This window comes from Arthrobacter sp. Soil_N43 (genome assembly GCF_057655195.1).
Genome location: NZ_JBDGML010000064.1, coordinates 1 through 14393, shown reverse-complemented (window position 1 = coordinate 14393; position 14393 = coordinate 1). Strand labels below are relative to the sequence as shown.

Here is a 14393-nt window from a genome sequence, read left to right as displayed (position 1 = left end):
CTCCTGAACGGGTTGACGGACTGTTGCCTGTGGTGGAGCCTGCCGCAACCCGGACAGGGTCTTAGCGTTTGACGGCGGGAGCCGCCTCGAGCTGGAGTGCCTTGGCCGTGGACTTTTCAAGCTCCGCGGCCAGCTCCGGGTTGTCGTTGAGTTTGACGCCGTAGCCCGGCATCATCTCCTTGAGCTTGGACTGCCAGCCCTTGAAGTTCTTGGGGAAGGACTTCTGCAGGAGTTCAATCATGATGGGCACGGCGGTGGAGGCGCCCGGTGACGCGCCGAGCAGCGCACCAATGGAACCGTCGCGGGCTGCAATCACTTCGGTGCCGAACTGCAGGATGCCGCCCTTCTTGGGATCCTTCTTGATGATCTGCACGCGCTGGCCGGCCGTGATGAGTTCCCAGTCGCCGTCCTGGGCCTCGGGGTAGTACTCGCGGAGCGCCTCGACCTTGGCTCCGTGGCGCTTGGCGACCTCCTTGACCAGGTAGGCGGTGAGGTCCATGTTGTCCTTGGCGACGGCGAGCATCGGGACGATGTTGCTGGGGCGGATCGACAACGGGAGGTCCAGCCAGCTGCTGTTCTTCAGGAAGTTCGTGGAGAACCCTGCGTACGGGCCGAACAGGAGGGAACGCTTGCCGCCCACGTAGCGGGTGTCCAGGTGCGGAACGGACATGGGCGGGGCGCCGACCGAGGCCTGGCCGTAGACCTTCGCGTTGTGCTGGGAGGCGAGGGACTGGTCCGTGCAGCGGAAGAACTGGCCGGAAACAGGGAATCCGCCGTAGCCCTTGCTTTCCGGAATCCCGGACGCCTGCAGCAGGTGCAGGGCGCCGCCGCCGGCGCCGACAAACACGAACTTGGCGTGGATGCTGCCGCGTTCCCCGGAAGCCGGGTGCTTGAGCGAAAGGTCCCAGCCGCCGTCGGACGCTTTTTTGATGTCCGAGACGTCATGGCCGTAGTTGATTTCCACGCCATTGTTGCCCAGGTAGGTGGTCAGCTCGCGGGTCAGAGCCCCGAAGTCGACGTCGGTGCCCTCGGCGGCGCGGGTGGCGGCGATGCGTTCATTGCGGTCGCGGCCCTTGACGATGAGCGGCGCCCACTTGCCGATCTGGGCGTAGTCCTCCGAGTACTCCATGCTGCGGAACAGCGGGTGCTGCTTCAGCGCGGCATAGCGGGTCTTGAGGAAGTTGGAGTTGTCCTCGCCGATCACGAAGCTCATGTGCGGGACGGTGTTGATGAAGCCCTTGGGGGATCCGATCAGGGAGTTGGTCACGAGGTGGGACCAGAACTGGCGGGACAGCTGGAACTGCTCGTTGATGTGCAGTGCCTTGGCGGGGTTGACCGAGCCGTCTTTGGCTGCGGGCGAATAGTTAAGCTCACAAAGGGCGGCGTGTCCGGTGCCGGCGTTGTTCCAGGGTCCCGAGCTCTCAAGGCCTACTTCGTCGAGGCGCTCGAACAGGGAAATGGTCCAGTTGGGTTCGAGCTGCTTGATGAACGCACCCAGGGTGGCGCTCATGATGCCGCCGCCAATCAGGACGACGTCGGCATGTTGGGTCTTGGAAATGAAGGTCACAATCAGTCTCCGATAGCAGCGGCTCTGGCTGTCACAGAATATCCCGCGCCGGTTACTAACTGAAATTGGCCCCGTCCGTCAAGGCCTTAGTTGGACCTTGGTGAAAACTTCATTTAAGACCGGCGACGCCGGGTAGCTGACCACCCGGTCGGAGAGGGCCAACGCCGAAATGGGGAACGCGATGGGGACCGCCGGCACGGTTTCGGCGATCTGGGCGTTGATGGTCTGATACTGCTCCGTCCGTTCCTTGCCGTCGGGCAGGCCGCGGGCACGGTCGATCTTGGAGAAGACCTGGGGGTCCTGGTAGCCGAATTCGCCGTTCTTCTCGCCGAACAGCGGGCCGAGGAAGTTGTCCGCGTCGGAGTAGAACCCGTTCCAGCCGAGCAAGTGGAAAGCGTGGTCTCCCGGGGACTGCACCTTCTGCAGGTAACCGTCCGCCCAGTCCACGGGAACCGGCCTGATGTTGAAGCCCACGGCTGTGAGCTGCCGACTGATCTCGGCGTAGACCTTCTCCGGGGTGGGGAGGTACGGCCGGGTGACGTTCGTGGGGTAGTAGAACTTGAGCGGCTGGCCCTTGTAACCGGCCTCGGCCAGCAGTTCCTTGGCCTGGGCGGGGTCGTACCCCAGGCCGGGTGCGTTGTTGTTGAAGCCGCTGAGCTTGGGCGGGACGAACTGGGAAGCCTGCGCGGTGTTGTCGATGAAGAACCGGCGGATCAGCGTGTCCTTGTCGATGGCCAGTTCCACGGCCTGCCGGACCTTGAGGTCCTCGAGCACGGGGATGGCCTGGTTCATCCCCAGGTACATGACCGAGAACGGGTCACGCTGGATGATCTGCTTTCCGCGCTTGACGAGTTGGTCGAAGTTTCCCACCGTCACCGCATCGTAGCCGTCGATCTTGCCGTCAATCAGGGCCTGGAGCCGGGTCTGCGGATGGTTGTACGTGATGAAGTTGATGGTGCCGATCTCGCCGCGGTCGCCCCAGTAGTCCTTGTTGCTGAGCAGGGTGACGCCCGTGCTGTCCCAGGATGAGAAACGGTACGGACCGGTGCCGACCGGATGGGTGGCGTAGGCGGACAGCGCCTGGCTGCCGCGCCTCTCGGTGAGGATATCGGCCCGCCCGGCAGCCAGAGCCTTGGGGGAGGAAATGGCGAAAGCCGGCAGGGTCAGGGCCTGGAGGAATCCGGTGAAACGCTCCGTGAGGTCAATTCTCACCAGAAGCGAGGAGAGCGCCGTGCAGGCCTTGAAGACGGAGAGGCTTGGCTGGTCCGAGTACTCCTTGAACACTCCCTTGAAACTGCTTCCGGGCGCCTGCTCCCGCAGCGCCGCCGGGAAGTTGAACCAGCGCTCGAAGTTGGTGCAGACGGCTTGCGCGTTGAAGGGGGAGCCGTCGTGGAACTTTACGCCCGAGCGCAGGGTGAAGGTGTAGGAGCGGCCGTCCGGGGACGCTGTCCATTCGGTGGCGAGCAGCGGGGTCGGTTCCCCGGTGGTCTGGTTGACGCCCACCAGTCCTTCAAGGATCTGGCGCGTGACGCGCTGGGATTCGATGTCGTTGGCGAGTGCCGGGTCAAGGCCCAGGGGCGGTGCGGCGGTGCCGAAGTTGAAGGTGGCTGTGGGGCTGCTGCCCGGAGGCCTGGTGGTGGGTGCCGCGGACGACGGCGCCGGCGGGGCCGCTTCCGGGGTGCAGGAGGTGAGCGTCAGGCCCAAGAGGACTGCGCCGGTCTTGATGGCCGTGCGTCGCGTCATACTGCTGGGCACTCGATTATCACCTCTGGGCTGCTGGACTGCCGGGCTGCGGCATGGGCGGCTGCGGTCTGCTGGCCCGTTTTCCAGTCTAAATGACGGACAGGGGTCCCGGGCGCGGCAAGGCTGTGGCCCGCACCCGAGGGTGCGGGCCACAGCCTCCGTTCCGGGCGGAATCCCAGATATCCGCCGGAGGGTTCAGCGGGGGCTACTTGGGCATCAGCACCGAGTCCACCAGGTAAACGGTGGCGTTGGCCGTCTGGACGCCGCCGCAGATCACGTTGGCGCCGTCAACCTTCAGCGCGTCCTTGCTGCCGGCCACCGTGACGGATCCGCCCTGGACCGTCTTGTGCGTGCCGGCGATCTCGTCCGGTGTGATCTGGCCGGGCACCACGTGATAGGTGAGGATCTTGCTCAGGAGCGCGTCGTCCTTCTTGAGCGTCTCGATCGTGGCGGCATCGACCTTCGCGAACGCATCGTCGACGGGGGCGAACACGGTGAACTCGCTGCCGTTCAGGGTGTCGACCAGGTCAACCTTCGGGTTGAGCTTTCCGGACACGGCCGCCGTGAGCGTCTTCAGGAGCGGGTTGTTCGAGGCGGCGACGGCGACCGGGTCAAGTGCCATGCCCGAGACCGATCCTGCACCGCTGGGGACCTGCTCGGCGTAGGCGGCGCAGCCGGGACCTGCCAGGTTCGCTGCCGGGTCCATGGCGGCGGACGAGGCCGCCGACGGGGAGGGAGCCATGCTGGAGGCCGACGGCTCGGCCGCCGCCGGCGAGGAGCTCGGTGCCGTCGTTGCGGAGCCGCCGCACGCGGTGAGGCTCAGCAGGGCTGCAGCTGCGACGCCTGCGACGGTGAAAGTGGTGCGCTTGAATGACTGCATTTTTATTCTCCTTGGTTGTGCCGATCATGCCCGCAGGAACCGATTCTGATCCCCGCATCTAGGCCCTATTCCGACTGTGGGCACCGACCCTTGGTTGGTGTCTCACTGGGTATTCGGCCGGCGGGCGGCGGCGGATGGGTAACCGCGAGAAACTTTTTTGGGCGCTGCCGTCTGCGGCTGGCACGTGGGGGAGCGGGTTAAACGGCGGGAGTCCCGGACCGTATGGTCCGGGACTCCCGCCGTGTTCAGCATCGTCTTTGCTCTTGTGCGCAAGGGGGGACTTGAACCCCCACGCCCGAAGGCACAGGAACCTAAATCCTGCGTGTCTGCCAATTTCACCACTCGCGCGCGGCTCCGCCTTCCGCCTTCTGAAGAACAGAAAACGTACGACGGCGATCGCCAGCCTCCATTGTACCGTCAGCGGGCGGGGCCTCGGTCAGCACTGCCTGCCGCGGCAGGCCGGGTCAGTTGCCGCTTCGCTCAGTGGCCGCTTCATCCAGCTTTAGGTCCCGGCGCAGCTTGGCCACGTGGCCGGTGGCCCGGACGTTGTACTGGGCCAGGGCCACCTTGCCGTCCGGATCCACCACGACGGTGGAGCGGATGAGCCCTTCGTAGGTGCGGCCGTAGTTCTTCTTTTCACCCCATGCTGCGTAAGCCTCCGCAACGGCGTGGGAATCGTCCGACAGCAGCGGAAAGGTCAGGCCTTCCTTGGCGGCGAAGGCCGCGAGCTTGCTGACGGGGTCGGGGGAGACCCCCAGGACTTCGTAGCCCGCAGCCTGCAGCGATGCCAGGCTGTCCCGGAAGTCGCACGCCTGCTTCGTGCAGCCGGGCGTGGCGGCCGCAGGATAGAAGTAGACGATGGTGTGCCGGCCCCGGTAATCGCTGAGGCTGATGTCTGCTCCCTCGGAATTTTTCAGGGTGAAATCCGGAGCGACGTCGCCCGGGTTGAGTCGTTCAGCCAAAGTATTCTCCTTGTTTTGATGCGAGACATTTCAGCTTAGTAAGGCTCCCGCGCGGGGACGAATCCACACTTGGCTATACTTGTTGGTATGCCTGATATGGATCGCTGGCCCACCGGGCGCCTCTTGTCCACGGCTGCACGCCTTGTTGAACACTCCTGGAATGAAAAGCTGGGGGCCATCGGCCTGACCCATGCCGGTGTCATTGCCATCGAAGTTCTCTACAACAACGGCCCCATGACGCAGGCGCAGCTGGCCCAGCTGGTACGTGTCCAGGCCCAAACCATGGGGAAAACGCTCAGCCGGCTTGAGGCTCACGGCCACATTGTGCGCCAACGCAGCACCTCTGACCGCCGCAGCCATGTCGTCTCGCTCACCGAGCGCGGAAATGAAGCCGTTGCCGCCGCTGCGGACATGGAACGGTCCGTGCTTGCCGCGGCGTCCATCGATCCGGACGTCCTCCGGCAGGAGCTTAAGGCCGTGGTCCGCGAACTGGCCACGCGGTTTGCCTCGCCGGCAACCGCTGCCATCGTCTCAGATGTTGACCCAGGCCTTGCGGTGGAGGCCCGTTCCTTCGACTGAGGGCGTCAGGTTCCGCGCTGAGCTCAGAGGCCCGGCAGGGTGGGCGGAGCGTCCGTCAGGGACGACGCGTCGTCCGGAACGGTCAGGTCAATCAGGCTGACCACCGGCTCTTCGCCCATGGCAATGAGCAGCTCATTGATCGATATCTGCCCGGTCAACTCGCCGGGGTGTTCCTCATCCATACCAAGAAGATATGCGAGACCGGCCGTCCCGGCGGGGAAGGACACGCGCCGGACCGGCAGCTTCGCTTAGGGCTGGCGGCTAGGCCTCATCCACTCGGCTGTGCCGGGCTCGGGGCCCGGCAATCGGGGAGCCAAGAACCGTGAACTGGCTGCCGCCCATCTCGCCGGACAGAAGAGGCCTTGCGTCCTGGATGGCGCCCTGGACGCTGGGCAACTGCAGGGAGGCCTGGTGGGCTTCGGGGGATTCCCAGAGCTCGCAGACATACACGTTGTCCGGCTGGTCGTCGTTGATGCCCACTTCATAGAGCAGGCATCCGGCATCCCGCAGCTCAGGCATGGGCCGGAGCAGGATGCTCACTACGGCGTCACGCTGGCCGGGTTTCGTCCCGAGGCTTCCCACATTCGCAAAGGTCATGGTCCACGCTAACCCAGCACTCCTGCAGTATTGCGTAACGTTCGAAATAACCCCGGCCGGGTTGCTGTTGGCCCGGACATGACAACAATCGGAATCATCGGTGCAGGACACATTGGAAGCCAGATTGCCCGCCAGGCGGTGGAACTCGGCTATGACGTAGTGATCAGCAATTCCCGGGGTCCGGAAACCCTGGCAGGCCTCGTTGCGGAGCTGGGGCCGCGGGCACGGGCCACGACGCCGGCCGAGGCGGCAGCGGCGGGTGATTTCGCCGTCGTCACCGTTCCCCTCAAGAGCATCGGCGACCTTCCCGTCGAGCCTCTGTCGGGGAAGATCGTGATCGACACCAACAACTACTACTGGGAACGCGACGGCCGGTTCCCGGCCCTCGACAACGGTGAAGAAACCACGTCGGGGCTGCTGCAGAAACGCCTGCCCACGTCCAAGGTCGCCAAGGGCTTCAACCACATCATGGCCAGGGAAATCACCACCGACGGCGCCCCTTCCGGCACGGAGAACCGGCGGGCACTCGCCACAGCCAGTGACTACCTCGACGCCAGCGATTTGGTGACCGAGCTGTACGACGAGTTTGGCTTCGACACCGTCAACATCGGGCCGCTGTCCGAGAGCTGGCGTGTTGAGCGCGACCGCCCGGCCTACGTCATCCGCCAGAACGCCGCCGAGCTCAAGGAGAATCTGGCGCGGGCAACGCGGACCATCTAGGCGCTGCGGGTCAACAGCCGAAAGAACGCGGACGACGGCGGGAAGTTCCCGCCGCCGTCCGCGTTCCTTCCCGCGATGTCTCCACCGTGCGGGCGCGGGCGGGGTTAGGCGGTCTTGACGAGAGGGAGCTCGTCCCAGTGGGCGGTGTAGCGGGGGGAGAGCATGTCCCGCCGCATGGTGCAGTCCAGCCCGGTTTCCACCGAACACGGGGTTGTGCTTGGCCTATCATCGTCCGTCCCAGGGCCAGGAGTTCCTCCGGGGTGCCTTTGACTCCGAGGAAGGCCTCGTGGACGCCGTAGGCCTCCAGTCAGGCAGAGTAGCGGCCCAGCAGTTCTACTGCTGACGTAACGAAAGGCACCGCAGTCAGTCCCGGAGAGCCGCCCCGAACGCCAGATGCAGAACCGACTGTTGGTAGCTCGTCGGTGTTTTCTTGGATCGAGATTCCGATAATCGTTGACAATCGACAAACAGGAAGAGTATCGTCGACAATCGACAGCAACAACGACCTTGTCTCGTCGACAATCGACGAAGCGATTTATTGGAGGATCAAATGGCATTCGAATTCGAAACCAAGCCCAAGTTCGTTACGTTCGACATGAACGGAACACTGATCAAGTTCGCCATTGCCGACGCGACCCGTGAAGTCCTGGGCGACCGGCTGCCGGGCGAGATCGCCGATGAGTACCTGCAGGCCACCAAGGCCTACCGGATCGATGAGTGCATGGGCGATTACAAGCCGTTCCGCCAGATCATCGCCAACTCCATGGAACGCGCCTCGCGCAGGCTCGGCTTGGAGTATCGTGAAGCCGACGCTCAGGCGGTCTACGAGATTCTTCCCACCTGGGGCCCGTACCCGGGTGTGACTGAGGCACTGAACCGCCTGGCCGAGGAAGTCCCGCTGGTCATCATCACCAACAGCGACACCGCGGATGCTGCGCGCCTTTCAGCGAACCTGAAGGCCCCCTTCGACGTTGTCATCAGCGCCGAGGAAATGGGCACCTACAAGCCGCGGCTCGGTGCGTTTGAGTACATGTTCGACAAGCTTGGCGTGACACCGGATGAGATCGTGCACGTCTCTGCGAGCCCGATGTACGACCACCGCTCCGCGGCCATCATGGGCATCAAGAACAAGGTGTATGTCGACCGCGGCTTCGAACACGACGAGCACTGGCTCGGCTACGAGCGGATCACCGACATCGCCGACCTCCCCGTCCTCTTCGGCCTCCCGCGTCCCGCTGCCTAGTAGGCCTGAGTACAGTAATCGTGATGCACAGCAAAGTGGTGGCGTCATGAGTCTGCCACTACCTCAAACCGTAATGGGCGCCTCGGCTTCAGTTCGTCTCGAGGCCCTGGGTCTGGGTCTGCCCGTCCTCGCTGATAACCCGTACTACGTGGACCACCGGGCGGTGGACTCCAGCATCCACATCGCTGGCCAACTGCCGTTCAAAGACGGTGAGCTGCTGGGCCAGGGCGTCGTGGGCCGGGACGTGGACCTGGAGACGGCGCAGGAACTCGCGCGCCATTGTGCGCTGAACTGCCTGGCCGCCGCTGTACAGGCTGTGGGGGATCTGGACCAGGTCCGGATCGTGCAGATGCTGGTCTTCGTGGCCAGCGCGCCGGATTTCGGACTGCAGTCGCAGGTCGCCAACGCGGCCAGTGAATTGCTCATCGAGGTATTGGGCGAGAACGGACGGCATGCCCGCACCGCGATCGGTGTCGCCGGGCTGCCGCTGAACACGCCGGTGGAGATCCAGATGATCTGCACGGCCGTTTAGCAGCGGGCACGACGGCGGTGCTGTTCCAAGGCGGCGGTGTGCGGGGCCCGCTGATGCGGGTCCCGCACGTTCAGCATTCGAGGAAGTCGGCACCGCTGCCCTCGATCATTCATAGACAGAATCATGAGGAGTACATCGTGAACCGCATTCAGCGAGCACTCGAGGGTCTCATCGAGCGAATCGACACCCCTTCACCGATCGTGCTGGTCGACGTGATGCAGGAGAACATCGACCGCATGCAGGCCTTCGGCGCCCGGCACAACCTCGATGTCCGGCCACACGTTAAGACGCACAAGTGCGTGGAGATCGGCCGGCGCCAGGTGAAGGCGGGGGCGGTCGGAATCACTGCAGGCAACGTGGGTGAGGCCGAGGTCTTCGCGGCCGCTGGGCTCGACGATATCTTCCTCGCCTACCCGATCTGGTCCTCGGGAACAAAAGGGCCGCGGATCCGCAAACTGGCTGAAACCATTCGGCTGCGGGTCGGCGTCGATAACGTCGCGGCGATCAATGCCCTCGCCGACGCGATGGGCCCAGAACCGGACCGGCTGCAGGTCGTGATTGAGGTCGACTGTGGTGCCCGCCGTTCCGGAGCTCCTCCCGAGGCCGCCGGCGACCTCGCTCTCGCCGCCCGCAACCGAGGCCTGGTTCCAGTAGGCGTCTTCACGTACCCGGGTCACGGCAGCGCCGGTCCGGACGCCCGCAAGCGTGCCGCCGATGACCAGGGTGCCGCGCTCACCACCGCGGTGCGCAGCCTTAGCGCAGCCGGGATCACCGCGGAGGTGGTCAGCGCTGGTTCCACACCCACCGTGGAGTTCTCCACAAGCAGCGTCATCACCGAGATCCGGCCCGGCGAGTACGTGTTCAACGACCTGAACAACACCAGGCTCGGCGCCTGCACGGAGGATCAGATCGCGCTGTTCGTCGCCGGCACGGTGGTCAGCGACTGGGTCCCCGGTCAGGTCATCCTCGATATCGGCACCAAAGCCCTTGGCCGCGAGGGCAGCCCCGAGATCGGCTACGGCAGCATTGCCGGCACCACCGCCGTCCTGTCCAAGCTCAACGAGTACCACGGATTCCTCCCGCTGCCCGCCGGAGACTTCCACCCGAGCGTCGGCACCGTGCTCCCGGTGGTCCCCAACCACGTCTGCCCGGTGGTGGTCAATTTCGAGGAATACATCATCACCGACAGCACGGGCACGGCGCTGGAACGGTGGCCGGTCGACGCCCGCGGATTCCTCAACTGACCGACCCCTTACTGACAGACCCCGGACGGGAATTCCGTCTCCCCGCCTGCAACGCAAAGCAACCTACCTCACGATGGAGTGACTGACATGAGACTTGATAAGAAGACGGCCCTGGTCACCGGTGCCAACAGTGGAATCGGGGAAGCAGTATGTTCCCACTTCCGCCGCGAGGGCGCGCGGCTGCTGCTCACCGGCCGCAGGGAGCACCTCAACAGCGCCCAGCCCGACGACGTATACGTCCCGGGAGACCTTAATGACGAGGCGTTCGTCGAAAGCCTCGCCCGGCAGGCCGCCGAGTCCTTCGGCACCGTCGACGTCGTCGTCCTCAACCACGGCCTGCAGGTCAGCGGCCCGCTCACGGAGATGGCCTACGAGGACGCGAAAAACGTGCTCCACAGCAACCTGCTCAGCTCCTTCCTGGTGATGAAGCACTTCGCTCCGCTGATGCCCGCCACGGGGGGCTCGTTCGTTCTCGTCAGCTCACGGCTGGGCATGGTCGGCAAGCCCGATGAAGTCCTGTACTCCGCGGCCAAGGGCGGCCTGATCATGCTCGCGAAGGGCGCGGCGATCGAATGGGCATCACGCAACATCCGCGTCAACGTCGTCGCACCAGGGTTGACCGCCACCCCGGTCATCGAAGCATCGTTCCAGCGCAGGGAAGACCCCGAGGCCTACCGCGCCCAGCGCGAGGGCCAGATCCCGCTCCAGCGCCTGGCCACCCCTGAGGAGATCGCCGACGCCATCCTCTTCATGGCCTCGAAGGAATCGTCCTACATCACCGGGGCGGTCCTGCCCGTCGACGGCGGATACACCGCAGCCTGAACACCTCAACGGTTCCCAGACAAAGAAGGACACTATGACAGCCCTTGCGGCAACACCCCGAAACGGCGAGCTCGGCTTCTGGATGGCCGGACTCGCGGACAGCAGGCAAACCTACCCCCGCTTCACCGGTCAGGATTCTGTAGACCTGGCAATCATCGGCGCCGGCTACACCGGCCTCTGGGCGGCCTACTTCGCCAAGAAACTCGAACCCTCACTCAAGGTCGCGGTGTTTGAGGCAGAACAGATTGGCTACGGCGCTTCCGGACGGAACGGCGGCTGGCTCTCGGCGATGCCCCCGGGAAACCGGGCCACGTTCGCCCGCGCGTCCGGCGGAGGGCTGGCCGCGAGCCGGGCCTTGCAGCAGGAGTTTGTCGCCGGCGTTGAATCGGTCCTGGATATTCTCCAGGCCGAGGGCATTGACGCGGATCAGAACAAGGGCGGTGCGCTCGTCGCCGCCCACACCAGGGCGGGGCTGGGCCGGCTGGTGAGCAGGTGTGACGCCGACTGGAAGTACGGGCTGACCGAAGACGATGTCCACCTGCTGGACCGGGACGAGTTCCAGAGCAAGATCAACATCTCCACCGTCCACGGCGGGCTCTTCTACAAACACTGCGCCCGTATTCATCCGGCGAAACTCGTCTACGGCCTCGCCGACACCCTGGCCTCCATGGGGGTCACCATCTACGAGGGCAGCCGGGTGGACAGCATCGACGGCAAGACCCTAAAACTGGCCAACGGACAAGTGACCGCTGCCAAAACGTTCGTCTGCACCGAAGGGTATTCCGGACAGCTGCTTGGCAGCAGGACCCTGATACCGATCAATTCCTCGATGATCGTGACCAAGACGCTGTCCGAAGAAGCGTGGGAGCAGATCGGCTGGAACGGGCCCCAGTGCCTTAACGACTCCGCACACACCTTCATCTATTCGCAGCGAACAGCGGACGGCCGCATCGCCATAGGCGGCCGCGGTAAGCCCTACCGCTACGGCTCCGGCACAGGAGGCGCCGGTTCAACACCCCAGTCCACCATTGACCTGATCTCCACAAAGCTCCGCTCCTTCTTCCCCGGCATCCCCTTCGAAGTGGACCACGCCTGGTCCGGAGTCCTGGGCGTCACCCGTGACTGGAACGGCGGCGTGCGCTGGGACCAGGCATCCGGGAGCGGATCGTCCACCGGCTATGCGGGACACGGCGTCACCGCAGCCTACGTCGGCGGCCGAACCCTCGCGGAACTGGCCTTCGAGAAGGAAACTGAACGGACGACGCTTCCCTGGGTCGGCTACCGCGCACGGAAGTGGGAACCCGAACCCCTCCGCTGGCTCGGTGTCCACGGCATGTACCGGCTCTTCGGCATTGCCGACCAATGGGAAGAGCGCAGGGACTCCACCAAGACCTCACTCTTGGCAAAATTCGGCAGCAGGCTCGCCGGACTACACGAGTAATTCACCAACCAAACTTTCACCACTACCCGCTTGAAGGGAAGCGCCATGAAAACCATCAATAAGATCCAGACGGCAGCTGCGGGGCTCGTGATGGAGCGCGGTGATGCCAGGTGGATCGTGGCCAATCCCAAGGAAGCCAGGACCCAGACGCTCCCGGAAAAGGTGCTGTAGGCCATGGACGGAAAACTGGCTGTCATAGGCCTGGGCAGCATCGGAAGCATGGCGCTCTGGCAGGCATCGCGCCTGACCGACTCCGTCACCGGATTCGAGGCGCAGTCACCTGCTCACGGCCGAAGTGCCGTGGGCGGCGATACCAGGCTATTTCGGATGATCTACCGTGGAGTACCTGACCTCTACCCCATTCTGGAACGCTCACGTGATCTCTGGGGTGAACTGGAAGCAGAAACCGGACAGCACATCCTCACACGCTGCGGCGGCCTGTCCATTGGCACCGCCGACGGCCCCTACATCCGCAGCCTCCTGGAAACCGCCCGAGCCAACGGGGCTGCCCATGAGATTCTCAGCCGCGAAGAGATGGCAGAACGCTACCCACAGCACAACCTCCGCCCGGATGACTGCGCCGTCTATGACCCGAACGCCGGGGTCCTGCGCACCGACCGTGCGGTCACAGCCGCCGTCGCTGCGGCGGAGGCCAACGGCGCAACTGTCCACACCAACACCCCGATCGACAGCATCACCGAAACCGAAGACGGCGTTGTCATCACCTCCGGAGACACCTCCTGGACCTTCGAGAACGTCATCGTCTCCTCTGGAGGCTGGTCCCGGCGTCTGATGCCCAACTACCTCAAAGCCGCAACGCAGACAAAGCGCGTCTTCCTGACCTGGTTTGTTGCCCACGACGCAGCCCAGTTCACCCCGGAAAAGTTCCCCACGTTCAACCGGATGTACGAGGACCGATCCATGTATGGGGCACCCGCCGTCGACGGGGTCACAGTCAAAGCCACCCTCGACGGCCGCGGCACAGTAGCACCGGACCCCGACAGTTTCCCCAGGGAGCTCTCAACAGCCGAAATCGCCGAGACCATCGAAACGGTCTCGGAATTCATCCCCGGCCTCATTCCGACGATCGTCCGCTCCGATGCCTTCCCGGACCTCTACACCACGGACCGGAACCCTCTACTGGGTTGGTTCAGCGAGTCAAGCAGGATTTACGGCGCCACAGGCTTCTCCGGCGGCGGATTCAAAAATGCCACCGGGTACGGCCAAATCGCCGCACAGGAAGCGCTCGGCAAACAGTCACTCGAAGGCCTGGAATTCGTGCGCCCTGAGCGGTTCAAGGCGAGCCAGACCACTCCGTCAGCCAGAACTATGCGTCTGGCATCGCAAAGCGTTGCAAGTGCGGCGGGACCGCACCGGGGCGATAAATCCTCTTCCATTACTACTGAAAGAGCGACATGACCACTTCATTTGACCCCACCCTTCTTCACACTGACCTGTTCATCGACGGTGCTTGGCAGAAGGCAACCAGTTCAGCTACCTTCCCAGTCGAGAACCCGGCCACGAATGAAATCATCGCCCACGTGGCTGACGGCGGGCCCGAAGACGCAGCACGGGCCATCGTGGCCGCCGGCCGGGCCCAGGCGGAGTGGGGAAAGTCCACTCCCCGTGAACGGGCCGACATTCTGCGGCGCGCCTTTGAGCTGGTTATTGCCAACACGGACCGGCTCGCCGCGATCATGACCGCCGAGATGGGCAAGCCCCTGGCCGAGGCAAAGGGCGAAGTGGCCTACGGCGCTGAGATGCTCCGCTGGTTCTCGGAGGAAGCTGTCCGCATTGGCGGCGATCACGCCACCTCCGTGGACGGCAACACCCGGATCATGATCACCAAGGAGCCGGTCGGTCCGTGCGTGCTGGTCACGCCGTGGAACTTTCCGCTGGCCATGGGCGCCCGCAAGATCGCTCCTGCCGTCGCCGCGGGCTGCACCATGGTCTTCAAGCCCGCCGAGCTGACACCGCTGACGTCCCTTGCCTTGGTGCAGATCTTCCGGGAGGCAGGCCTTCCCGACGGCGTCCTGAACGTGGTCACCACCTCCAGCGCCTCC

17 protein-coding genes and 1 tRNA gene are annotated in these 14393 nt (G+C 64.4%); 10 read left to right on the top strand and 8 right to left on the bottom strand.

Features of this window, described 5'->3' with window-relative positions; genetic code table 11:
• Positions 1-61: 61 nt before the first annotated feature.
• The 5 genes from AC3A3W_RS05835 to bcp all read right to left on the bottom strand — a co-directional run bounded on the left by AC3A3W_RS05835 (position 62) and on the right by bcp (position 5152).
• On the bottom strand, positions 62-1567 hold the full coding sequence (locus AC3A3W_RS05835) for a malate:quinone oxidoreductase (RefSeq protein WP_487441061.1): 1506 nt from the start codon (positions 1565-1567) through the stop codon (positions 62-64).
• A gap of 78 nt (positions 1568-1645) precedes the next feature.
• Positions 1646-3310, bottom strand: a complete 1665-nt coding sequence (locus AC3A3W_RS05830) for an ABC transporter substrate-binding protein (RefSeq protein WP_487441059.1) — start codon at positions 3308-3310, stop codon at positions 1646-1648.
• A gap of 205 nt (positions 3311-3515) precedes the next feature.
• Positions 3516-4190, bottom strand: coding sequence for a fasciclin domain-containing protein (locus AC3A3W_RS05825; protein ID WP_487441058.1), 675 nt, complete (start codon positions 4188-4190; stop codon positions 3516-3518).
• A 266-nt stretch (positions 4191-4456) separates the two neighbouring features.
• Positions 4457-4538, bottom strand: a tRNA-Leu gene (locus AC3A3W_RS05820).
• Between the two features lie 116 nt (positions 4539-4654).
• Positions 4655-5152, bottom strand: a complete 498-nt coding sequence (gene bcp, locus AC3A3W_RS05815; RefSeq protein ID WP_487441056.1) for a thioredoxin-dependent thiol peroxidase — start codon at positions 5150-5152, stop codon at positions 4655-4657.
• Between the two features lie 96 nt (positions 5153-5248).
• On the opposite strand from bcp, the gene AC3A3W_RS05810 reads away from it, so the two are divergent.
• Entirely contained in the window at positions 5249-5731 is a 483-nt protein-coding gene (locus AC3A3W_RS05810) for a MarR family winged helix-turn-helix transcriptional regulator (RefSeq protein WP_487441101.1), read from the top strand.
• A 23-nt stretch (positions 5732-5754) separates the two neighbouring features.
• Here the strand turns inward: AC3A3W_RS05810 and AC3A3W_RS05805 are convergent, their stop codons facing one another.
• Together AC3A3W_RS05805 and AC3A3W_RS05800 are read right to left on the bottom strand one after the other, a co-directional pair.
• A complete protein-coding gene (locus AC3A3W_RS05805; protein ID WP_487441055.1) occupies positions 5755-5913 on the bottom strand; it encodes a hypothetical protein in 159 nt (52 codons plus the stop codon).
• A gap of 79 nt (positions 5914-5992) precedes the next feature.
• Complete coding sequence (locus AC3A3W_RS05800) at positions 5993-6328, bottom strand: putative quinol monooxygenase (RefSeq protein ID WP_487441054.1); 336 nt, start codon at positions 6326-6328, stop codon at positions 5993-5995.
• A gap of 78 nt (positions 6329-6406) precedes the next feature.
• On the opposite strand from AC3A3W_RS05800, the gene AC3A3W_RS05795 reads away from it, so the two are divergent.
• Positions 6407-7048 carry an NADPH-dependent F420 reductase gene (locus tag AC3A3W_RS05795; RefSeq protein ID WP_487441053.1) on the top strand — a complete coding sequence of 214 codons (642 nt, stop codon included), beginning with the start codon at positions 6407-6409 and terminating at the stop codon, positions 7046-7048.
• Positions 7049-7152: 104 nt separating this feature from the next.
• On the opposite strand, the gene AC3A3W_RS05790 is transcribed toward AC3A3W_RS05795, so the two are convergent.
• On the bottom strand, positions 7153-7224 hold the full coding sequence (locus tag AC3A3W_RS05790) for a DUF4113 domain-containing protein (RefSeq protein ID WP_487441099.1): 72 nt from the start codon (positions 7222-7224) through the stop codon (positions 7153-7155).
• 374 nt (positions 7225-7598) lie between these two features.
• Between AC3A3W_RS05790 and AC3A3W_RS05785 the strand changes: the two genes are divergently transcribed.
• The 8 genes from AC3A3W_RS05785 to AC3A3W_RS05750 all read left to right on the top strand — a co-directional run.
• Positions 7599-8291 (top strand): haloacid dehalogenase type II, encoded by a 693-nt coding sequence (locus AC3A3W_RS05785; RefSeq protein WP_487441052.1) that lies wholly within the window; start codon positions 7599-7601, stop codon positions 8289-8291.
• 46 nt (positions 8292-8337) lie between these two features.
• The gene (locus AC3A3W_RS05780; RefSeq protein WP_487441050.1) at positions 8338-8823 is read left to right on the top strand and encodes a RidA family protein; all 486 of its coding nucleotides are present in this window, start codon (positions 8338-8340) and stop codon (positions 8821-8823) included.
• 137 nt (positions 8824-8960) lie between these two features.
• The gene (locus AC3A3W_RS05775) at positions 8961-10067 is read left to right on the top strand and encodes an alanine racemase (protein ID WP_487441048.1); all 1107 of its coding nucleotides are present in this window, start codon (positions 8961-8963) and stop codon (positions 10065-10067) included.
• 87 nt (positions 10068-10154) lie between these two features.
• The gene (locus tag AC3A3W_RS05770) at positions 10155-10889 is read left to right on the top strand and encodes an SDR family NAD(P)-dependent oxidoreductase (protein WP_487441046.1); all 735 of its coding nucleotides are present in this window, start codon (positions 10155-10157) and stop codon (positions 10887-10889) included.
• Between the two features lie 34 nt (positions 10890-10923).
• The gene (locus AC3A3W_RS05765) at positions 10924-12330 is read left to right on the top strand and encodes an NAD(P)/FAD-dependent oxidoreductase (protein ID WP_487441045.1); all 1407 of its coding nucleotides are present in this window, start codon (positions 10924-10926) and stop codon (positions 12328-12330) included.
• A 45-nt stretch (positions 12331-12375) separates the two neighbouring features.
• On the top strand, positions 12376-12501 hold the full coding sequence (locus AC3A3W_RS05760; protein ID WP_487441043.1) for a hypothetical protein: 126 nt from the start codon (positions 12376-12378) through the stop codon (positions 12499-12501).
• Between the two features lie 3 nt (positions 12502-12504).
• Positions 12505-13749 (top strand): FAD-dependent oxidoreductase, encoded by a 1245-nt coding sequence (locus AC3A3W_RS05755; RefSeq protein ID WP_487441042.1) that lies wholly within the window; start codon positions 12505-12507, stop codon positions 13747-13749.
• The coding region (locus AC3A3W_RS05750) for an aldehyde dehydrogenase family protein (RefSeq protein WP_487441040.1) at positions 13746-14393 on the top strand (648 nt) is incomplete at its 3' end. The genes AC3A3W_RS05755 and AC3A3W_RS05750, both read left to right, overlap by 4 nt.